At 48.0% G+C, this 21458-nt stretch carries 14 protein-coding genes; 7 read left to right on the top strand and 7 right to left on the bottom strand.

All coding sequences use genetic code 11. The annotated features are described in order from the left end of the window. Nucleotides 1–57: 57 nt before the first annotated feature. From ACOQOZ_RS21785 to ACOQOZ_RS21765, 5 genes are all read right to left on the bottom strand, one after another. Nucleotides 58–861, bottom strand: coding sequence for an HNH endonuclease (locus ACOQOZ_RS21785; protein ID WP_420590259.1), 804 nt, complete (start codon nucleotides 859–861; stop codon nucleotides 58–60). 62 nt (nucleotides 862–923) lie between these two features. Further along, on the bottom strand, nucleotides 924–2519 hold the full coding sequence (locus ACOQOZ_RS21780) for an AAA family ATPase (protein ID WP_420590258.1): 1596 nt from the start codon (nucleotides 2517–2519) through the stop codon (nucleotides 924–926). Between the two features lie 82 nt (nucleotides 2520–2601). After that, nucleotides 2602–5001 carry a DNA/RNA helicase domain-containing protein gene (locus ACOQOZ_RS21775; protein ID WP_420590257.1) on the bottom strand — a complete coding sequence of 800 codons (2400 nt, stop codon included), beginning with the start codon at nucleotides 4999–5001 and terminating at the stop codon, nucleotides 2602–2604. Next, nucleotides 4998–5393 (bottom strand): nucleotide pyrophosphohydrolase, encoded by a 396-nt coding sequence (locus ACOQOZ_RS21770; protein ID WP_420590256.1) that lies wholly within the window; start codon nucleotides 5391–5393, stop codon nucleotides 4998–5000. Before ACOQOZ_RS21770 ends, ACOQOZ_RS21775 begins: the two co-directional genes overlap by 4 nt. Nucleotides 5394–5627: 234 nt before the next feature. Continuing rightward, nucleotides 5628–7922, bottom strand: coding sequence for a YncE family protein (locus ACOQOZ_RS21765; protein WP_420590255.1), 2295 nt, complete (start codon nucleotides 7920–7922; stop codon nucleotides 5628–5630). Between the two features lie 282 nt (nucleotides 7923–8204). Between ACOQOZ_RS21765 and ACOQOZ_RS21760 the strand changes: the two genes are divergently transcribed. The 3 genes from ACOQOZ_RS21760 (at nucleotide 8205) to ACOQOZ_RS21750 (ending at nucleotide 12427) form a co-directional block, all read left to right on the top strand. Further along, on the top strand, nucleotides 8205–9794 hold the full coding sequence (locus ACOQOZ_RS21760) for a phosphoglucomutase, alpha-D-glucose phosphate-specific (protein WP_420590254.1): 1590 nt from the start codon (nucleotides 8205–8207) through the stop codon (nucleotides 9792–9794). Between the two features lie 110 nt (nucleotides 9795–9904). Continuing rightward, nucleotides 9905–11128, top strand: coding sequence for an NnrS family protein (locus ACOQOZ_RS21755; protein ID WP_420590253.1), 1224 nt, complete (start codon nucleotides 9905–9907; stop codon nucleotides 11126–11128). Nucleotides 11129–11479: 351 nt separating this feature from the next. Beyond that, nucleotides 11480–12427, top strand: a complete 948-nt coding sequence (locus ACOQOZ_RS21750) for a GGDEF domain-containing protein (RefSeq protein ID WP_420590252.1) — start codon at nucleotides 11480–11482, stop codon at nucleotides 12425–12427. A gap of 169 nt (nucleotides 12428–12596) precedes the next feature. Here ACOQOZ_RS21750 and ACOQOZ_RS21745 read toward each other — a convergent pair whose 3' ends face one another. After that, nucleotides 12597–14405, bottom strand: coding sequence for an acyl-CoA dehydrogenase C-terminal domain-containing protein (locus tag ACOQOZ_RS21745; protein ID WP_420590251.1), 1809 nt, complete (start codon nucleotides 14403–14405; stop codon nucleotides 12597–12599). Between the two features lie 242 nt (nucleotides 14406–14647). Beyond that, nucleotides 14648–16372 carry an AMP-binding protein gene (locus ACOQOZ_RS21740; RefSeq protein ID WP_420590250.1) on the bottom strand — a complete coding sequence of 575 codons (1725 nt, stop codon included), beginning with the start codon at nucleotides 16370–16372 and terminating at the stop codon, nucleotides 14648–14650. A 208-nt stretch (nucleotides 16373–16580) separates the two neighbouring features. Here ACOQOZ_RS21740 and ACOQOZ_RS21735 point away from each other — a divergent pair, with 208 nt between their 5' ends. The 4 genes from ACOQOZ_RS21735 to ACOQOZ_RS21720 all read left to right on the top strand — a co-directional run bounded on the left by ACOQOZ_RS21735 (nucleotide 16581) and on the right by ACOQOZ_RS21720 (nucleotide 21435). After that, complete coding sequence (locus tag ACOQOZ_RS21735) at nucleotides 16581–17633, top strand: AraC family transcriptional regulator (RefSeq protein WP_420590249.1); 1053 nt, start codon at nucleotides 16581–16583, stop codon at nucleotides 17631–17633. A 119-nt stretch (nucleotides 17634–17752) separates the two neighbouring features. After that, a complete protein-coding gene (locus ACOQOZ_RS21730) occupies nucleotides 17753–18826 on the top strand; it encodes a fatty acid desaturase family protein (RefSeq protein WP_420590248.1) in 1074 nt (357 codons plus the stop codon). 168 nt (nucleotides 18827–18994) lie between these two features. After that, nucleotides 18995–20893 carry a putative bifunctional diguanylate cyclase/phosphodiesterase gene (locus tag ACOQOZ_RS21725; RefSeq protein ID WP_420590247.1) on the top strand — a complete coding sequence of 633 codons (1899 nt, stop codon included), beginning with the start codon at nucleotides 18995–18997 and terminating at the stop codon, nucleotides 20891–20893. 77 nt (nucleotides 20894–20970) lie between these two features. Beyond that, nucleotides 20971–21435, top strand: a complete 465-nt coding sequence (locus tag ACOQOZ_RS21720) for a hypothetical protein (protein WP_420590246.1) — start codon at nucleotides 20971–20973, stop codon at nucleotides 21433–21435. Nucleotides 21436–21458 lie beyond the last annotated feature (23 nt).

Here is a 21458-nt window from a genome sequence, read left to right as displayed (position 1 = left end):
GCTCCATAGCAACGTTAAGGAAGTATATTGTGCTGCGAGGGGAGCAAGTAATAACACCTAACAAGCCAGTACTGCCTCTGCTAAAGCCAAATATGCAACCCTTTTCCAGTGGTTCACGAATTCAACCTCTATCCAAACTGAAAACGCATCATCAATGGCTTCTTGAATCGTTAGTGAAGGATTCCTTTCTCGATATTTCTCAAACAGGCGAATCCCCCCTGCGACTTCGCGCTCCGCTCTCTTTCGTAATCGTTGTTCTAACTCCAACTCTCGGAAATGATAGTCGACTCTTCTTTTATCATCTTCATTCCAACTATCTGGAGGATCAACAAAGTACTCCAGATCACCTGCTCCCATGTTATATGTCGCAAAGAGCCACTGATTCTGAAAAAAATGATCTGCATCTGTATAAGGATGTAAAAACTGCTCTCCAAGCTCATCCGAGGAAGCGGCTTGCATTATACGATTACAACTAGAGCAAGAAGGAACAAGGTTTACAGGAAGAATTGAGAAACGAGGATAAACTTTCTTAGGTAAATAATGATCAAGTGTATCAACATCTGAACTAAGTCCCGCACAATATGGACATTCATCTTCAGCTAAATTCTGGATCGAATCATAAATAGCTCTAGGCTCAGTTTTTTTTCGAAAGTAATCCTCATATAGAGCAATCATATTGCTTTTCGTCAAACTACCCAAAACCCCCTGAGGATTTTGATTAGTACCGACATTGCATCTGTGCAAAGTAGTTAAATTCCCTTGATTGGCTGAAGTAGTATAACTATTTTCGACTAACACCCATGTTCGTCTTTCCAACTCATCTTCAATTATTGGCCGTAAAGTACTCCTATCGATATCCATAGAATCCTTTACGACTTGCGCGACATGCTGATGACTATATGGAGGGCGGTTCATTCTCTTCATTATTTATTTGAGCTCCTAGAGCTAATTAATGCTTTAAGAACTAAGCGGGCCTCTACACCTAACTGATCATCAAACTCAGAAACAATCTGATCAAATGATTCACCTTCACTTATAGCTTTCTCAAGTTCAGCAATAAAACCAGACTTATTGACATCCAACCCGAAAACCTCCTCTGTCAAAGTTCCGATATTTTCGCCATATGTTTCTATTTTTGGTCTATTAGCAAGGAAAGAATCTCCAGTTCGATAAATTTTCCATACACAAGACTTTGGGAGCTCCTGCAATACGACAGGAGAATGAGTAGCGACTACTGCCACTCCATTTCGCATATGAAGGATTTTAGAAATTATCCTAATCAATGCAGATAACAAAGGAGGATGCAAATGTGTTTCGGGCTCATCTATTAAGACCAGTGTTTTAGTCTCTATACGCCTCAGTAATTCAACAACAATGCGAATCACAATAAAATGACCTGAACTTAAAGATTCTAACAATGGTCTAATTTCACCTAGAAATTTCGTCGAGAAGCCATTTTCATCATTGTCCAAATAGCCGTATGCACCACCTGCACGTTCAAAAGCATTGAAAATCTCCTCAAACTCAAAACCATTAAAGTTATTTGACTTAGACAGGTCATCGGATACGTCCCGCCACTCGCCCAAACTAGCCACATCCGAAAACATCACTGAGATTGACTGGACAAACTCCGTATAAATCTCATCATGAGTCTTTAGTCTTCGACCTCTTTGGTCGATCAAGCCGAGATATGAATAGCATGGACCTTTTGCTGGAAAGTCATCATCTTCTGGATAATTAAATGTATCGAATGCGCTAAATGAAACAGACAATACTCTACTAAAATAACCAACCTCTAATCTTTGGTTTTCTTTTTCAAATATTGAAATTCCTTGTAGATTATAGAAATAGCTATTTTCCGACTCATCCCGACCAACCGCAGCTTCGACCATGCGATTAAATAAAGTCGTCTTCCCTACACCATTTTTACCAATAACAGCATGTACATTACTCGGTGGTAATGATTGCTTAATTACATCAAACTCAAGTGAATAAGAGCTTTCATTATCTCCTTCGCAATAAAATCCAAATTTAAAGTCGGTTAAAATTGGTAGGCCTGCCAATACACGGGGGTATTCTTCCTTCACTGTAGTAATTGATGCTGAACGAAGTAAAGAAACGTTCAATACATCTTCATCACTATATTCATCAATAAGCTTAGGATTTAACACAATATCATTTAACTTCGACAATATTTCTTCACATTCAAATAACTCACCTGAATTTTGGTAGTATTCTGCTGAAACACCTAATGAGAAATAGCCGGCACCTAGCTCTGAAAAACATTCAGGCAAGACATCAAATATTTTCTGACTATGGGTCTGCCCCTTAAAACCTATCCTTACCCTACCAATTTCATGTTCAACTGATTCGTCATCATAATATTTGACTATAAATGTTGTGTAGAAACCATAGTCATTCCAATCAATAGCTTTCAGTACTACTAAATCTGACAACCAATCATTCGATTCCCCTGGTATCGATATAGCCTGCCCAGGTTTAAACACATAGAAATCCATAAAGATCGTCCAAATCCATTAAAATTAAGCCATACAACGTAATAATTAAAACCAACTAATTACTATATTTCCCTTTCAATCATCACAAGACAACAAGAAGCTCACCTATCACATTTAAACTATCGATATCGTTTTCAACAACAATCGATGAATAACCATAAGCATTGGTTTCTGGTTTTAGGAATATATGCTGATTAACCAACATACCAGCTTCTTCTATTTTTTCGCTGTGATACTTTTTAACTGTATATGTGCCACCGTGATCCGGATCTTCAATATCGCGATGCTGTACTAATACAATTTTCCCATTGCGAGTGCCGCCAGGATTGGCTTTAAACAAGCACCAAGAACCGTTGATAATTCGTTTATTCATAGACTCACCTACTACACGTGTAACAAACATCCCTTGTGTAGTTTTGATGTGTTCTGGTAACTCTACCCAGTCATGCTCTTCTTGGTTATCCAACCCTTGTTGATCACTAAAGCCACCAGCAGCAACTTCTAAGTCAAAAATAGGTACATAGCCTTCGTAAGGAATTGCTTTTTCAAAACTTACAACAGGTAGATCTAAACCTTTATAAGTTGTGTTTTCCTCTACTTCTAATCCCTCATCGCCGTCGATTTTTCGGCTAGCTATCTTATGGAAATACTCTCGGGTTTCTTGGTCTGTGCAGTATATAAAGCAGCCTTTCTGACCACGAGTCATAAGTGTGCGGTAGGTATTCTTAATCACTTCCGTTGCCGCAGCCAAAGCTGCTTTAGGTTCTTCCTTAAGCCAACCACGAATACCACTCAGAGCTTTGTCTCGACTAGGGTGCTCCAATGGTTGTATGATGACTTCACCGTTTCGAATTACAAAGTCGTCACCTATAATCACGCCAATGTAGTCCAGTTCTAAACCTTGGCAGGTGTGAATACAACCAATTTGTTCTACAGATTTCTCAGCAATCAACCACAAACTGCCATCATCGGTTAAATTCCATTGCGCTTCAAAACGATGCTCGGGAATGAAGATATCCATAGCACCTTTATCTTTTTTGCTAGCCCACTCCCAGCAATAACCAGCAACCATGCGTGCTTTGTTATTCAAACGGTTTTTCTTAAATATGGCTTTGCGTAGTTCATTGGGGTCATCGAAGACTTTTACGTCGTAGTCTATGTCTTCTAAAGTTGTGTTTGCGGTTTCTCGAATTTGTAGGGTGTTATCAATCCAAGCTAAGTAACCATCGCTGCCATTGCAGCGAAATTGCGATGATAGATCCAGTTCAGTGACCGTAGATTGAAGCTTATCTGCCCAATAGTTAATAGTTTCGACACTGCCTATGTCTTTTAGCGTGACGCGTTGTGCTTCATCGATAAAAAACACATTGAAGTGGCTGGCGTTGATAAGCTCTTTTATCTGATTTTCGCCGAGGTTGCTGTAAAGGCCAGATTTTTCGTTTAGCCGATGAGCTTCGTCCACCAGCAATGCTGCAAAGGTGTTTTTAGTTGTGTCTATGTAACTTCCCGAGCCTTTAAATAGGTTGTCGATATGAGTTTTCTTACGGCTACCAGTGAGTACTTTTTTAAAAACTTCCCGAGGGGCAGCATTTTTAGACACGTATTGGGTTAATAATTCACGCTTGGTAAGTTCGGCCAATAAGTTGATGGCTACGACGGATTTTCCTGTTCCAGGCCCACCTTTCACGATAAGAGTTTGCTTGTTGCCATTTTGGGCTTTATGCGCAAGATCAAGGGCAGTTTCATAGACTAGCTTTTGCTCGTCTATCATCAGAAATTCCGGATTGCCGTCCAGCATTGAAACTAAAGCATCAGCCAGGTTTTTACTAGGTTTTATTTTGCCGTGCTCGATGCGATACATGATGTTATCGCTATCGCCATACTTTACTGATTGTTTTAAAAACTCCGCTAGTTTTAGTGCATCAGGCGAGATAAATACCGGGGCTTTAGAAGTATGTTCGGCGTAGAACTTATCGTTAATAGCATCAGCGGATTTCATATTGTGCAGATAAGCACAAGGTTGCAAGGAAATGGCCTCGTCACGCACAGTTTGGTTGTAGTCTTCTATCAGCGCAGCATAAGACCAAGCCTGATACGACGGATGATTGGTTTCCTGCTCACCGTGCTGAAAGCGGGTTTTCACGATGGCGTCTTTGTTGGTAACTTTAGCTTCTTGCCACTGTTTTAGTTCGACAATTACAGCGGTATCTTGGCGATTTTCGTCTTTACCAGTAAGGATAAAATCGACGCGCCGATTGGTTAAAGGAATATTGTATTCGATAGATACCCCAGCCGAGGCTGGAATATCCGGGTCGTGCAATACGTTGAACATATATTGCAGAGAATTCTGCCACGAGATGAACTCATTTCGTGGCGAGTTACGGTTCAGCTTTCGGGCCACCTCACCTTCTATGATGTCAGCAATGGCATTTGCACGAACGTCATCGACGAATTGCTGTTTCGTAGCTGAATAGACGATCATGTGCTTTTATCCGCCAAAGGATCAGCTTTTGGTTCATTCACCTGCTGGTATTCGGTGTATTTCTTTGAGCTGCCCTTCACCTTATCTGCTGGGTACTTGGCTTCATTCTTTACTGTTTTCTGCGCAATAGCATCACCGATGTCGATATTCAGTTTGTCTGCTAACCTCGCCAGGTATATCTGTACATCCGCAATTTCATCAATCACGGCTTCTCGTTGCTTATCGTCCAGCGTGTAAGACTGTTCTTCAGTTAACCACTGAAAGTTTTCCAGCAGCTCACTGACTTCAACACTCAGAGCCATCGCAAGGTTTTTGGGGGAATGAAACTGATCCCAGTCACGTTCTTTGGCGAATTGGCGCAGGTACTCCTGCAACTGATTAAGATCTTGCATGGTAGCTACCTGACAATACTTCTGATGGGGACACTTCGCTTCCTTACGACTGCAGATTCCTTAAATGACACGATTTCAGGGCTCTGCTCCTGAAATCAGTGAGTTGATTATACGAATTAATAACTAATTTAATAGTGTTAGAAAGGTCAGTTTTATCTGATAAAGGTCAATCACGGCCAACAAAAAAGCCGCCATGGCTCTCACCAAAGCGGCTTATCATCTCGCACTCAGCGGTTATTCCGCCACCATTACCCATTCGTTGGTGACTTCATCCATCATTAACACCACTTCGGCATTTTCGCAGCTGGTGTACAACACCTGCTTATCGCGATCCACGGCAATCCCCTGAATGCGCTCCGCCCAGGAGTTGGTGGAGGTGTTGGCGTCGTATATTAACGCCTGGCGAGCACCGCTCTCCAGGTTCACTTTAAACAACGCCGAGGCGCTGTTATCACCCACGTACACGTGTTTGCCATCGCTGGCCAAAGCCAGTGCTTCCGGGTCTTTTAAGCGCAGGGCGTTGCCATCGTCCGGCGTGGTGCTATCGGTAATTACCCGTGCTTTGCCGCTGGCGATATCAATGGCGTACACCCCGGCATTGCTCGAATCGTCGGTGACGTACAGCGTGCTGTTGTTCTGGCTGATTTCCATGTCTTCCACTTCTAACCGGTCCGGCACACCACTGAGGTTAACGTTGATTTCGCTGCGCTGGCCGCTGCTCAGGTTGGTGCGGTAATAACGCGATGGCGAGCTGGTATCGTCGACCACTATGCCGGATTCTGCGTCCAGGCTTACCCAATCCCACGGGCGATTTAATTCTGAGCCAGTGTCTTTGGCGTTGTCGGTAATGACTGTTTTTGTGCCATCAACAGCGCTGTATGCCCAAACATAGCCAGTGGTTTCACGAGTATTATTGTCGCGCTGATAACCGGTAATAATCAGCGCATTTTGTTGCGCATCAAATCCCATCGAATCAATGGCGTTGCTGGAATAATGCTCGTCGCTTAACGCAAGGTTATCGATAAACACTTCACGTGCGCCGCTAGCCAGGTTCACACGCACAATCTGCTCATCGTCCGTTTCCAGATACAACTTGCCGTTTTTGGCATCCAGCGCGTTACGGGATAATTCATCGAATAATTGTGGCTGTTGACTGATTGTTGGATTGGTATTGCTGAATAACAGCCGATAATTTTTCTGCGAAATATCTACCGCAACTATCGATTTTGCGCGATCGGCAGAAATTAACAGTCGCTGTTTTGATGGCTGATAAAACGTCCGCGCTTCGTCTTTAATGGCACGTTGATTTTGCACCGTACTGCTATCAACAATCAGATTTAATGACTTGTCTTTAATGTTCAGCTGATAAATTCGCAGCGCACTGTTGTCCGGATTTAAATCGGTAATTAATGCGGTAGTGGCGTCCTGCAGGCTGATGTCCTGAATACGATTCAGACCTTTGTCCGTCGCCAGCAGAATTGTGCGCTTACCGAAATCAGCACTTTTAGCATCGATATTGACGGCCAGCACCTGACTGCCATCACCACCATTACCGTCGTCCGACACAATTAAACGCTGGTTATTGCTGTCGAGCACCATGCGTAAATTGGCATAACGGCTGAACGGGTTGGTGGCATCAGGAGTGCTGCCATCCGATAACAGCTGCACCTTGCTGCTTGGTGTTGCACTGGTCCAGTAAATCGCGCTCTGGGTCGACAGATAAAAACGCTGCTGTTGGGCGTCGTATACCAGGCTATCGACATTGCGAATTAAATCGTCGCTGGAGGCAGCAGCCTGAGGGTCGAGAATTAAACTGCGACTGCCGTTTTTCAGATCAACGGCCATAATGCCGCTGTAACTTTCGTTACTGCTCAAACCTTTGATATAGCGCGAGGTGAGATACAGCTTTTGGTTGGTTTCATCCAGTACCAGCCCGGCCATATTGCCAAAGGCATAGTTATCTTCGGTGGTTGCAGCCGACAATAATTTTCGTGCACCGCTGGCCATATCGATCTCCAGCACCTGACGACGGGAATCGTCGATCATATACAGAATGCTTTCATCGCTGCTCAGTACGATGTCTGCCGGACTGTAGAGTAATTCGTTGGATTCTATTTTTGCCAGGGCTAACTGCTGGCTTTGCTCGCCCTCGGCAATGGTGGCGGTGAGTGTGTTCAGCCCTGCGGTTAACGGCACTTTTACCTGCCAGTTGGCAAAGTTGTCGCTGCTGGTTGCCGCAACCCCGTTCACTGTTAACGCGGTGATTTGATCACAGCCGCTACGTCCCCGCAGTGTGATACTGCTGGCTGAAGTGGCGCTGTATGGCGCCGGAAAAATCAGTTGGGTATCTGCACCACAAGGTTTAGGCGTTTCCACCACCGGTGGTTTTTCGCCGCCCGTTTGATCATCAGGCTGACCAGCCACCGGATTGCTGTTGTTTTCAGAGTCGTCACTGCCACAACCGCTCAGGCCTGCCACAGCAACCAGAATCGCAAAAGAAAGAATCGACGGAGAGAATACGTTTTTCATATCGGACTGCTTAACTCGATTTAAATTCAGATACCAATATCAGGACGGGTTCCCGATTTCTGCCTCAAGGGTAAAACAGTCGGCCACAGCCAGATAGCCACAATCAGGACAAATTCGTCGATTAGCGCACAACTGTGGGATTTATTTTGCAGAAACAAGACATTGTCGAACGTTTGTAAGAAAATGGCGCCAAACTTTTTGGCCGCACGATTCGACCTGTCATAACCGGGTCAACAAGATCACGATGCAGGCCACACGATTTAAATACTCCAAGGAATGAAGATGTTTAACGATTCTGTTCTTACCCTGTTTGCCGCCAGCGAAATCAATGGCGAAGCATTAAAACCGGTAAAGTTTGGCACCTCTGGCCATCGCGGCACTTCCCTGAAAGGCAGCTTTAACGAACAACATATTATTGCCATTGCCCAGGCGGTGGTTGATTACCGTAAAGAAAACCGTATTAACGGCCCGCTGTTTGTCGGCCGCGACACCCACGCCCTATCCAAACCCGCCTGGGAGATTGTGGTGCAGGTTCTGACTGCGAACGACGTTGATGTCCGCATCGCCCAGGACAATGAAGTCACAGCAACACCACTGGTAAGCCATGCCATTCTGACGGCAAACACCACCGCCACCGAGCAACTGGCCGACGGCATTATCATTACTCCATCCCACAATCCGCCGGAAGACGGTGGCATTAAATACAACACCCCGGACGGTGGCCCGGCCGACGGTTCGGTAACTGGCTGGATCGAAAACCGCGCGAACCAGTATCTGCAGAAATTACAGCAAAATAATGATGCCGACATTCAGCGTCTGACACTGGATGAAGCCCTGGCCAAAACCAGCACCTATGATTTTGTTGGCATTTATGTTGATGATCTGAAACGTGTGGTGGATCTGGATGCCATCGCCAACAGCTCCCTGAAACTGAGTGCCGATCCGATGGGTGGTACTGCATTACCGGTATGGAACAAGCTGGCGGAAAATCCGGCGTTTAACCTGAAAGTGGTGAACGATCAGATTGATGAATCCTTTGCTTTTATGCCGCCAGACCACGATGGCCGCATTCGTATGGATTGCTCCAGCACCGCCGCCATGGCCAAGCTGCTGGATATTCGCGATCAGTTTGATCTGGCCTTTGGTAACGATCCGGATGCTGACCGTCACGGTATTGTTGATGCCGCAGGTCTGATGAACCCAAACCACTACTTATGCGTGTGTGTCGATTATCTGATGAAGCACCGCCCGCAGTGGTCGCGCGATTTAAAAATCGGTAAAACCCTGGTGACGTCATCAATGATGGACCGTGTGGTATCCGCTAACGAGCGTGTGCTGTACGAGGTGCCGGTTGGCTTTAAATGGTTTGTTCAGGGTTTGTTCCATGGCGAGCTGGCGTTTGGTGGTGAAGAAAGTGCCGGTGCCAGCTTATTAACCTTCGACGGTAACGCCTGGAGCACGGATAAAGACGGTGTGGTGCTGTGTTTATTAGCGGCAGAAATTACCGCCGTGACCGGTTTAACGCCATCGCAATATTATGCTGAGCTGGTGAAGCAACACGGCAACCCGCATTACAAGCGTGTCGATGCCGCCGCAACCCCGGAGCAAAAAGCGGCCTTTAATCAGTTAACCGCCGAAAGCGTAACTGAAAGCGAACTGGCGGGTTACGCCATTACCTCGGTTCATACCAATGCACCGGGTAACAACGCAGCCATTGGTGGTTTAAAAGTGTGTACCGAGCAAGGCTGGTTCGCCGCCCGTCCAAGTGGTACTGAAGATATTTATAAAATCTACGCGGAAAGCTTCCAGGGTGAAGCGCATCTGCAATCGCTCATTGAAGAAGCGCAGAAGCTGCTTAGCCAGATTCTGTAGTTCCCTTTTCACGATTTGCAATAACGAGGTAAGAAGGATCCTTTCCTGCCTCAGATCAAGACATCAAATCGCCACTCGCGGTTTGATGTCTTTTTGTTTGTGGATCTGCCATGCCAACACCATCCGGTTTTTCCATCTGGCACATTGCCTTCCGCCCCTTCTTTCTGTTTGCCAGTCTGTTTGTATTTGCTGCCCTGCTGTTGTGGTTGCTAGTGCTCAGTGGCGAAGTCGGAAACTTTCAGCCTTACAGTGGTTGGTTTATCTGGCATGGCCATGAAATGGTGTTTGGTTTTGTTCAGGCGATTGCCGTCGGTTTTCTGTTAACCGCATCGCGCAACTGGACCGGACAGCCTGGTGTGTCCAAACGCTTTATTCAGATTCTGTTTATCGTCTGGTTATTAGCGCGTCTTGGCTGGTTGTGGGCCGGCATTCCTGCCTGGCTGTTAGCATCGCTGGATGTTATTACGCCGCTACTAGCCGCTGCCGGACTGGCGAACACCTTATCTGCCGGAGAACAGGCCAGTCACAGCGACAACCAAAGCCACAACTGGCCGTTTGTTGGATTATTACTGGGGCTGGCAATCTTTCAGGCGATTTATCATTACCTGCTGTATTTCCACTCTCCTTATATCGCCACACTGCAGCGGGTTGCGGCTCTGATCATGATGGCCATGACCTTCTGGGTCAGCGGTCGTGTTGTACCTTTTTTCACCCGGCTGCGATTAAAAACACCGGTGGTAGCGATCCCTGAATTGCTGAAACACACCACCATGACACTCACCTGGCTGCTGGTGCCGGTGTACTTATTACAGGCACTGTTGCAACAAATGGGCATTCATGAGATCGCCCAATTACTGGAATATGCTCTGGCGTTATGTGCAGTATTGGCGGTAACCGGGCACCTCGGACTATTGCGCTTGTTTTATCAGCGCGGCGTTTTCTCCGAGCCGATGCTGTGGTCCTTGTATCTGGCCTACCTGTGGCTAATGGTTGGTTTGCTGTTACTGGCCTTAACGCCCTGGGCGGCAACGCCGTGGCTGCATGCGATTACCATGGGTGGATTGTTTGCCATGATCCTGGCGATGATGGCTCGCATCAGCCTTGGCCATACCGGCCGGAAAATAACCGCGCTCAGAGGTATGTCGCTGGTGTTTGTAGCCATTCAATGTGCGGTGGTGATTCGTTTATTGCCCGATCTGGGGCTGGCTGCGGTTATCGACCACCTGACGGCTTACCGCCTGGCAGCCACTCTTTTGCTGGTTGGCCTGGCTACTTTCCTCTACCACTATCTGCCGATTCTGTTGCGCCCGCGGGCCGACGGCAAACCCGGCTGAAGCAACCGGCAATAGCGGCAACCCGCAACGCCTGTTATTGCCGCTTTTACGCTGTCGGCCTGGTGATTGCCGCTACCTGGGTATGAATTGTTGGTGTTTAGCGCGGATGAAACTCAGTCTGACAGCTTAGACAGGTCAGGTTCGACGGATATCTGCCACATACCTAAGTGTTACAAGTCATTTTCTTGGCTAAACAACTGATAAACTGATCGTCAAATATCCAGCCTTTCCTCTGAAACTCTGTCACAAATATTTAACTTGTTGTTTTTAAAGGAAATTATCTTCAGGAAAACTCTGGCACAGAAATCGCTTAACAGCTGATATGAATTTTTTGCCAGAACGAGGTGGCTCATGGTGAGTCCATTACACAGCAATGGTCGTGCACAACTACGAGAAGAAAAATCAGTTACCACCATTGGTGAGTTAGCACTGAAGCCCGATCTGCGCCCGGAAGTGTTGCTAAAACTGTCCGGCAAATTGCAGACCACGCTGGAATTATCACAACTGCTGGAAATCTTCTTTGAGGAAATTCAGCAGGCAGTACTGGTCGACGGCTTAACCTTCAGCCACCCGGCGAACAACCTGCTGATCAGCGAAGGCAAAACGTCGCCGCATTCAATCAGCTACCGGTTACAGACTCAGCAGGATTATATGGGTGACCTGACGTTCCATCGCTCTACCCGCTTCCGCGAGCATGAGCTGGCCAACCTGGAAGGATTACTGTCGACGCTGGTGTATCCGATGCGTAACGCGCTTCGGTATTTCGAAGCACTGGCGGCGGCATTCCGCGACCCTTTGACTGGCGCAGGCAACCGCGTTGCTCTGGATAAAACACTGGGCCGTGAAGTGGAACTGGCAAAACGCCACGGCCAGCAACTGTCGGTACTGATGATTGACCTCGACCACTTTAAACAAGTGAACGATGAGTTTGGTCACAGCATGGGTGATAAGGTATTAAAAGACGCCGTAAGCTGCATTACCGCCTGCATTCGCCAAACCGATATGTGTTTCCGCTACGGCGGCGAGGAATTTCTGGTGATGTTATCCAGTGCCGATCAGGCCGGAGCTTTACGCATCGCTGAGCGTATTCGCATGGGAATTGGCGCGTTACAGTTTGAAAACAGCCGCGGCAAATTACAGGTAACCTCAAGCATTGGCAGCGCAACATTGCGCGGAACCGATTCCATGGACAGCCTGGTACAACGTGCCGATAACGCGCTGTACGAAGCCAAAAACGGTGGTCGCAACCGGGTAATCAGCGATGCCGATACCGCCTTTACTGCGCTGGAGCGTAATTAATCTGAATTAATCGTTCTCCACAGCAAGCTTGCCGATTCCGAATGCACCCCGGAATCGGCTTTTTTATGCCTGTGTTTTATTAAAAATAACAGACGAAAAAACCGCGTTTTGCCTGCTCGTCGCCGAGCGCAAAACGCGGTTTTTATTTTTCCGGATTAATTGTTAGCAATTAATCCAGGAATGCAAAATGCTCTTCTTCCATCTGCATCAGCGACTTAGGATCACGCACCATCATTTTGGCGTGGCCTTTGGCACGAGGCAGAATGCGCTTGAAGTAGAATTCAGCGGTCTGAATCTTAGCCTTGTAGAAGTTCGCATCGCCTTCGCCTGCTTCGATTTTGGCGTAAGCGGTTTCAGCCATCAGCGCCCAGTAGTAAGACATGGCGATATAACCGGCGTACATCAGGTAATCAACCGAAGCAGAACCAACCATGTCGCGGTTTTTAGACGCTTTATAAGCAATGCGGTAGTTGTTCAATTTCCACGCCAGCATGTTGCGCTTCAGTGACTTAACCATCTTCTTCATTTCCGGGCGCTTGTTCTCTTTGGTGAACTCGCTAACCAGATCTGCGAAGGTGTTGAACGACTTAAACTTACCTAACAGCATCTTACGGCCTAACAGGTCGAGTGCCTGAACGCCGGTAGTACCTTCATACAGCTTGGAGATCTGAGCGTCACGAACGATCTGCTCCATACCCCATTCTTTAATAAAGCCGTGGCCACCGTAAACCTGAACACCATGGTTCGCTGCTTCATAGCCCAGCTCGGTCAGGAAAGCTTTCAGGATAGGCGTCAGGAAGCCCAGCTCATCATCGTATTTGTCATACAGTTTCTGATCGCCACGAGTGTGCGCAGCGCCCATCAGATCCGCCAGACGTGCAGCGTGATAAACCATCGCACGACCACCTTCCGCAATTGCTTTCTGAGTCAGCAGCATACGACGTACGTCTGGATGAACCATCAGAGTATCAGCCACTTTATCCGGATCTTTAGTACCGGTTAAAGAACGCATGGAACGACGATCTTTGGCGTATGGCAATGCGCCCTGGAACGACAGCTCAGCAGAAGCAACACCTTGGATAGAAGTACCGATACGTGCGGTGTTCATGAAAGTGAACATGCACATCAGGCCTTTGTTTTCAGGGCCAATCAGGAAACCTTTAGCGCCGTCGAAGTTCATTACACAGGTCGAAGACGCGTGGATGCCCATCTTCTCTTCGATCGAACCACAGCTAACCGGGTTGCGATCGCCCAGAGAACCGTCTTCGTTCACGTTGAACTTAGGCACAATAAACAGCGAGATACCACGAGTACCTTCTGGTGCGTTTGGCAGACGTGCCAGTACGATATGCACGATGTTTTCGGCCATGTCGTGCTCACCGGAAGAGATAAAGATCTTCTGACCGGTGATGCTGTAAGAACCATCTGGGTTTGGCTCGGCTTTGGTTTTCACCTGACCCAGATCAGTACCACACTGAGCTTCGGTCAGACACATGGTGCCGGTCCAGCGACCTTCCGACAGAGGTACGAAGAATTCTTGCTTCTGAGCTTCGGTGCCGTGCATCCAGATGGTGTTCATCGCACCCAGAGAAAGACCCGGGTACATGCCCCAGGACCAGTTTGCGGTACCAATCATTTCAGACTTAGCCAGTGCCAGAGACATAGGCAAGCCCTGACCGCCGTATTCAACCGGCGTCGCCATCGACTGCCAGCCGTTTTCTACGTACATCTGGTAGGCTTCTTTGAAACCTTTTGGCGTTTTAACTTCGCCACCTTCAAAAATACAGCCTTCATCGCCGCTCTGGTACAGAGGTGCGATCACTTCTTCAGAGAAAGAAGCCGCCGCTTCTAAAATCATGTCGACCATTTCGTCGGTCGCTTCTTCACCACCTGGGATGGTTTTGTAATGATCCTGGAACTTGTAAACGTCGTTCATCAGGAATTTGATGTCTTTAACCGGAGCCTTGTACTGAACCATGGTGCTTCCTAATCAAATAAAAACTGAATGTTATTGTTAGTTGGAACGGCGCCATTCTTACAATTGGTTACATAGGGGCCATTGGCTTAACGGCCGGTTAGCCGTGTCAGTTCGGTCTTTTAACGTGGAAATTGATGGGAATCAGGATTTAAAAGGATCGGGATTTAAGTTATTCCGGGGTAGCAAAAACAAAAACGCCCGCTAATCAGCGGGCGTTTTTAATGATTCAAAGAAACAAGCGATTATGCAGGCTCAGCTGCGCGCTTGGCTTCCTCTTCGTCTTTCAGTTCACGACGCAGAATCTTACCAACCGGAGTCATTGGCAGTTCATCACGGAACTCAACGTAACGAGGTACTTTATACGCCGTCAGGTTTTCACGACAGTAGTTACGGATCTCGTCAACGGTAACGTTTTCGTCGGTTGCAACGATAAACAGCTTCACAGCTTCACCGGTTTTCGCATCCGGAATACCAATCGCCGCGCAGTTTTCGACAGCTGGGTGAGCCGCTGCTACGTCTTCAATTTCGTTCGGATATACGTTGAAACCGGAAACCAGAATCATATCTTTGATACGGTCAACGATCTTAACGAAGCCATCTTCGTCCATTACCGCAACGTCACCAGTACGTAACCACTTACCATCAGCAGTGAAAGAATCGGCAGTTGCTTCCGGACGGTTCCAGTAGCCTTTCATTACCTGAGGACCGTTAACACACAGCTCGCCACGCTCGCCCAGTGCGACTTCGTTACCTTCGTCATCGATACATTTCAGTGCGGTACCTGGTACTGCTTGGCCTACGGTGCCCATACGTTCCAGGCCAGCTGCCGGGTTCATGGTTACTGCAGGAGAACATTCGGTTAAGCCGTAAGCTTCGGATACACCAACACCGGTCACTTCTTTCCAGCGCTTAGCGGTATCGTCCATCAGAGCAGTACCACCAGACAGCGTCAGACGCAGCTTGGAGAAATCCATTTCGCGGAATTCTTTGTGCTCCAGCAGCGATACGAACAGAGTATTCAGGCCGATGATGCCGGTCAGCTGGTGTGGCTTCATCATACGCACGAACATGTCGGTGTCACGCGGGTTAGCAATCAGGATACTGTGGTCACCGGCTTCAAACAGCGCCATCAGGTGAACAGTGAATGAGTAGATGTGATACAGCGGCAGCGGTGCAACAATCTTGGCGCCGGTTTCCGGCTTCATTGGCTGACCCTGATCATCGGTCTGCTGCAGCATCGCGTGTGCCTGCATCATGTTGGCAACCAGGTTACGGTTGGTCAGCTCAGCACCCTTAGCTACACCGGTAGTACCGCCAGTGTATTGCAGAATGATGGTGTCGTTCGGGTTCTTGATGTAGTTCGGTTCGAAGCTGTTGTACTTAGCACCTTGTGCCAGTGCCTTACGGAAAGGAATCGCTTCAGGCAGGCTGTATGCCGGAACCATTTTTTTGATGTACTTAGCAGCACTGTTGATCAGAGTACGCTTCAGGAAAGGCAGCATGTCTGCCAGAGACGTCACAATGATATGCTTCAGACCGGTTTCATCTTTGATGTTCTGTACCGATGCAGCAAATACGTCCATACACACCAGCGCTTTTGCACCGGAGTCGTTGAACTGGTGCAACATCTCACGTTCGGTGTACAGCGGGTTGGTGTTTACCACAACCATACCGGCACGCAGTGCACCGTACATAGCAATCGGGAATTGCAGAATGTTTGGCATCTGAATCGCGATGCGATCGCCTGGTTTCAGGCTGGTGTGATTCTGCAGGTAAGCAGCAAAAGCAGCGGAGTACTCATCGATCTGACGGTAAGTCAGAGTGTAACCAATGCTGGTGAAAGCCGGACGGTCGGCGTAACGCTTAAATGAGTTTTCAATTACCTCAACAACGGCGTCGTATTCGTTCAGGTTAATGCTGTCAGGCACGCCAGGTGCGCGCTTACCATCCCAGAAAGATGCTTCCACGTGTAGTCTCCCCAAATGCGGATTTCGAAGAAAAAACCAAACACCAACCCGATTCACCGCGTTATTTTTGGCTTGGTGAGGGTTAGCAGAAGGTCTGCTTGTTTTTTTATTGGCCCGAACTATGAACGAAAGTGCAATTGAGTTAAAGAGGAAATCGTGACATGATTCCGGTCATTCTACGCCAGAGAGCAAAAACTGCCTGACCATTATGTCTAATATCAGCGCAGCATCGCGCCCCTTTATTGCCACCGAATACCTGTCGCAACTGATTGATTTGTTAGCCCAGCAAGGCATCAATGCTGCCCAGCTGGCACACGGTACCGGCCTGAGTGCCGCGACACTGACCTCCCCTCAGGAGTACATCTCTCCGCTGCAGTATCACAAGGTGATTGAGAACGCACTGGCATTGAGCGGCGACCCGTTACTGGGGCTGGAACACGGCAAACGGATGAATATTTCCAGCCATGGCTTTCTTGGCTTTGCCATCATGGCTTCCGACACATTGGGCGATGCTCTGTCTCTGGCCATTCGCTACGCCCGCACCCGCACGCTACTGGCAGACATTCGTTTTATTCAGGAAGACGACACCGCGATTATTCAGATCAATCGTCTGGCGGCGATGCCCACCACCTTTACCTTTGTGGTGCAGAACATTATCTCGACCTTTGTCACCATTGCCCGCTTCCTGACCCAAAGTCATGATGAGTTGACTGCTGTTGTTAAATTCACCGATTCGCCGGCCCGACCGGAGTCCTGTTACGAAGGGTTGATCGGTTTACCGGTGATGTTTCACCAGCCGCATAATCAGTTGTGTTTACCGGCCTATCTGCTGGATACGCCGGTATCCACCGCCAATACGACTGCGCGCCGAATGGCCGAAGCTGAGTGTGAGAAATTGTTGGCGGAACTGGATCGGGGCCAGGACCTGGTGACTCAGATCCGCCGCCATCTTGAGCAGATGAAAGCCTTCCCAACGCTGACGGTGATGGCCGATAAACTGCAGTCAAGCCCACGCACCATTAATCGCCAGCTGGCCCAGTTAAATACCACCTACCAGAAAATCATCGATGAGGCGCGCCGTGAACAGGCTATGCAATTGCTGCTGGAAAGCAGCACGTCGGTTGAGGAAATTGCTCACCAGCTGGGTTACAACGACCCATCGAACTTTGGCCGGGCCTTCCGTCGTTGGCTGGGGATCTCGCCACGGGCATTCCGTAAAAAAGCGCGTGAGCAGAACGAAAAATACGTTCCCGACCTGTAACAGCACGGCATTTGCTCGTGCTTGACTGATCTGACGCAAGTTATAAGTTGTACGAACGTTTTATCAGCGCGTTTTTTCCGTTAGGATTAAGCCGATTTTACGAAGACTCAATAATAACAATGAATTCGATCCACTTTCCAAGCGGCCAGCGTGCCGTATACCAGGGACTGTCAAAAACGGTTAACCAGTATTTTAAAGATCAGAGCAGTGCAAAAACCGGTAACCCGGCTCTGTATCGTAAAGCGTTAACCATCGCCACCCTGTTTATTTCCAGCTTTGCTCTGATATTCATATTGCCGCAGGACTACAATTGGCTCGCCTGGATTGGCCATGGTCTGGCAACGGCGCTGGTTGGTTTTAATATCATGCACGACGGCGCCCATGAGTCGTTCAGCAAATCACGCAAAATTAATCGCGTTGCCGCATTAACGTTTAATCTGATTGGTTCAAACCGTTTTTACTGGGCACAAAAGCACAACCGTAATCACCACACCTTTACCAACGTCGACGAGCTTGATGAAGACATCGATGCTTTTGGCCTGTTCCGTATGAGCCCACGGCAGAAACGATTCCCCTTTCATCGCTGGCAGCACATTTATGCCTGGTTCCTGTATCCGTTAACCAGCCTGTTCTGGTTTTTTGCTCTCGATTACAAAGCCTATTTCACCCAGAAAATTGCCAGCCGTGAGTTCAGTCATAAGATGAGTCTGGCGGATCATATTGAGTTCTGGTTTTCCAAAGGCTTATACATCAGCTTGTACCTGCTGTTACCAGCGAGCGTTTTCGGTTGGGAGAACACGCTGACCGGCTTCTTTATGATGCATGCAATTCTGGGGTTCTTATTTGCCGTGGTGTTTCAGCTTGCGCATGTGGTGGACCAGGCGGAATTTCCGGCACCACAGCAAGGTGGCGATCACGACGGTGAAATGGCCGATGAGTGGGCCGTACATCAGTTACGTACCACGGTCGACTTTGCCACCGATAACCGATTTGTTACCTGGGCATTAGGCGGGCTGAATTTTCAGGTCGAGCATCACCTGTTCCCACGCGTAAGCCATATCCACTACCCGAAACTGCACAAGATTCTGCAACCGGCTTGCGCCGACACAGCCTACCCGATTCGCAGCTATGCCACGGTAAGCTCGGCACTGAAAGGCCACTATCAACATCTGAAAAATCTCGGTCAGGCATAAACGCCGGCCGGGATTCTGCCATCTCTCGCCAATAGTAAACATTTGTTAACCGCTACATTCATATCTCGTAATCCCTGCTAAACTTTGTACTGATTGTCATGTAAATAATGGCGGTGTATTGCCAGTACCTGTTACACGACAAGGTTGTTCAATCACAAGAGAGTGAGCATGCATCGAGTATTGAAACAGCAGATTGCACAGTATCTGGCTGGGGAAATTCCTGACCATCTGTCGCCGCTACTGGATGCCGTGAATGCCGCCTACGAAAAAGCCGACCTGGACAGCGCCGAGTTAAAACGCTCACTGCGCACCACCTCCAACGAACTGCTGCTGCAAAACAAAAAACTCAATCTCAACCTGGAAGAACAAAAAGCCGCTCAACGCGAGCTTAGTCGCTCTTTCAGTATCATTAATGCCACCCTTGATGCGTCGCAGGAAGGGGTTCTGGTAATTAACCACGATGGCATTCCGATTCTATTTAACGACCGCTATCTGCAAATTAATCAGCTGACTGAGTCGCGTCTGATGTCGATGACACATCAGGAATTGTTACAGAACTCAATGGATCGGATTACCGAACCCGAGCGACTGAAACTGCAGATGACGTCATTGGCGGGAGAATCTGGCGGTGATAATCGCGGTATCTATCAAAGCCATGATGGTCACTGGGTTGAAGCGTATGCCTGTAACGACCCGGTGGCGGGCTTTATCTGGGTGTTGCGCGACATTACCGAGGTGCGCGAAAAAGAAGCCACCATTGCTCATCAGGCGCAACACGATGCCTTAACCGAGCTGCCCAATCGCACTCTGCTGCTGGATCGAATGGAAAACGCCATCAATCGGGCGCATCAGAATCATCAGCGCTTTGCTGTCTGTTACCTCGACCTTGATGCCTTTAAAACCGTGAATGACAGTCTGGGTCACGACGCTGGCGATCAGCTGTTAATTAAAGTCAGTAAACGCTTAAAAACACGTATTCGTGAAGGCGATACCATCGCTCGTATCGGTGGCGATGAATTTGTGATTGTGCTGGATGACATCAGTCATCAGGAAGAAGTGTTGTATATGGCCGAGCGCCTGCTGATGGCGCTGAACGAGCCCATTATGTTGGCTGGCCGTAAATTTTTTGTTGGCGCGTCCATGGGGATCGCCATGTACCCAAACGATGGTGAAGAGCCCGGAGTATTATTAAAAAATTCCGATATTGCCATGTACCGCGCCAAGCAGAATGGCAAAAACCGCTTCCACTTTTTTACACCGTCACTGGAACGTGTCGCTCAGCACCGGCTGGCGATGGAAACCAAGTTACGCAAAGCGATGGAAAACGAAGAGCTGGAATTGTACTACCAGCCGAAGGTATACCTGGCCGGCGATGGTAAACAGCAAACCGGTACCCTGCACAGCTTTGAGGCTTTGTTACGCTGGCCACAACCCGGCGGTGGTTTTATATCACCGGAAAGCTTTATTCATATCGCAGAAGACGCCGGTATGATTGGTCATATCGGCAACTGGGTACTGGAACACGCGGCGGTTCAGGCCAAAGCCTGGTATCAGCAAGGTCTGAAAACCAATATCAGTATTAATATTTCGCCGAAGCAGTTTCTTATTCCGGATTTCGAACACGACATTATCGATACGCTTAAGGCACTCGATACACCTGAGAATCTGATATCACTGGAAATTACCGAAAGCCTGTTAATGCAGGACCTGGAAAGTGCCCGCCATGTACTGGAGTTTTTCCGCGAAAATGGCGTAAAGATTTATCTCGATGATTTTGGTACCGGCTTTTCTTCGCTGAATTATTTAAAAAACCTGCCGGTAGACTCAATTAAAATTGACCGGACGTTTGTCAAAGACCTGAGTAATAACCCAGCCGACCAGGCAATTGCTTCTTCGATTATTGCTCTGGGTAAAAACCTCGGCATGAGCATTGTTGCCGAAGGTGTGGAAACACAAGCCCATGCGAATATTCTGATTGCCCACGGCTGTGATCTGGCACAAGGCTATTATTACGGTCGCCCGGTCAGTGCCGCTGAAGCGGAGCAGTTTTTTCCGAGCAGGCTGTAAGAGTCTTGCCAAGGTGCTGATCAGACCTTACATTGCGCTCATCTGTAAACCGCGTAAAACCAAGATTGAGGTCTGTTATGCAATATCCACACTTTCTTGCCGTTGATGGCAGCTCCTGGGAAGAACAGGCCCACCCGATTGCTATCGCCTGGTCACTGGCCGATGGCAGCATCAAAACCACCATGATTCAGCCAGAAGACGACTGGGATGACTGGGATTTCGCTCTGGAAGATCTGCACGGTATTAATCAGGACACTCTCTACCAGCGTGGTGAAACCTGTTATTCCGTTTTGCGCGAGCTGGAGCACGATCTGGAGCAACCTCGTGTTGCCACAGATGATCGCGAGCGTTGTGAGCTGCTGCTTGAAAAGTTGTATGAAGGTTGCGGCCGGGATGTCAGCCTGGAAATCGATGATTATCTCGATGATGTTCAGGACACATCACGTATCGAAGAAGTACGTGACCAATTGCAATTATCACAACAAATGTGCGAAGACCGTGTGCGGTTAATGCTGGAAGTGTGGGCCAGAGAGAACGGTTAAGTTCTCTCTTTTAATTATCAAAA

The sequence above is a fragment of the Bacterioplanoides sp. genome (assembly GCF_965219715.1).
Classification (GTDB): Bacteria; Pseudomonadota; Gammaproteobacteria; order Pseudomonadales; family Oceanobacteraceae; genus Bacterioplanoides.
The sequence above is the reverse complement of the archived record's forward strand: the minus strand, read 5'-3'. Positions and strand labels throughout refer to the sequence as shown.

Bases quoted from the DNA above. Each gene is read 5' to 3' on its own strand.
- ACOQOZ_RS21745 (WP_420590251.1), bottom strand. From the start codon at position 14,405: ATGGTTCAGTACAAGGCTCCGGTTAAAGACATCAAATTCCTGATGAAC.
- ACOQOZ_RS21770 (WP_420590256.1), bottom strand. From the start codon at position 5,393: ATGCAAGATCTTAATCAGTTGCAGGAGTACCTGCGCCAATTCGCCAAA.
- ACOQOZ_RS21785 (WP_420590259.1), bottom strand. From the start codon at position 861: ATGGATATCGATAGGAGTACTTTACGGCCAATAATTGAAGATGAGTTG.
- ACOQOZ_RS21725 (WP_420590247.1), top strand. From the start codon at position 18,995: ATGCATCGAGTATTGAAACAGCAGATTGCACAGTATCTGGCTGGGGAA.
- ACOQOZ_RS21750 (WP_420590252.1), top strand. From the start codon at position 11,480: ATGGTGAGTCCATTACACAGCAATGGTCGTGCACAACTACGAGAAGAA.
- ACOQOZ_RS21760 (WP_420590254.1), top strand. From the start codon at position 8,205: ATGTTTAACGATTCTGTTCTTACCCTGTTTGCCGCCAGCGAAATCAAT.
- ACOQOZ_RS21720 (WP_420590246.1), top strand. From the start codon at position 20,971: ATGCAATATCCACACTTTCTTGCCGTTGATGGCAGCTCCTGGGAAGAA.
- ACOQOZ_RS21730 (WP_420590248.1), top strand. From the start codon at position 17,753: ATGAATTCGATCCACTTTCCAAGCGGCCAGCGTGCCGTATACCAGGGA.
- ACOQOZ_RS21765 (WP_420590255.1), bottom strand. From the start codon at position 7,922: ATGAAAAACGTATTCTCTCCGTCGATTCTTTCTTTTGCGATTCTGGTT.
- ACOQOZ_RS21755 (WP_420590253.1), top strand. From the start codon at position 9,905: ATGCCAACACCATCCGGTTTTTCCATCTGGCACATTGCCTTCCGCCCC.
- ACOQOZ_RS21780 (WP_420590258.1), bottom strand. From the start codon at position 2,519: ATGGATTTCTATGTGTTTAAACCTGGGCAGGCTATATCGATACCAGGG.
- ACOQOZ_RS21775 (WP_420590257.1), bottom strand. From the start codon at position 5,001: ATGATCGTCTATTCAGCTACGAAACAGCAATTCGTCGATGACGTTCGT.
- ACOQOZ_RS21735 (WP_420590249.1), top strand. From the start codon at position 16,581: ATGTCTAATATCAGCGCAGCATCGCGCCCCTTTATTGCCACCGAATAC.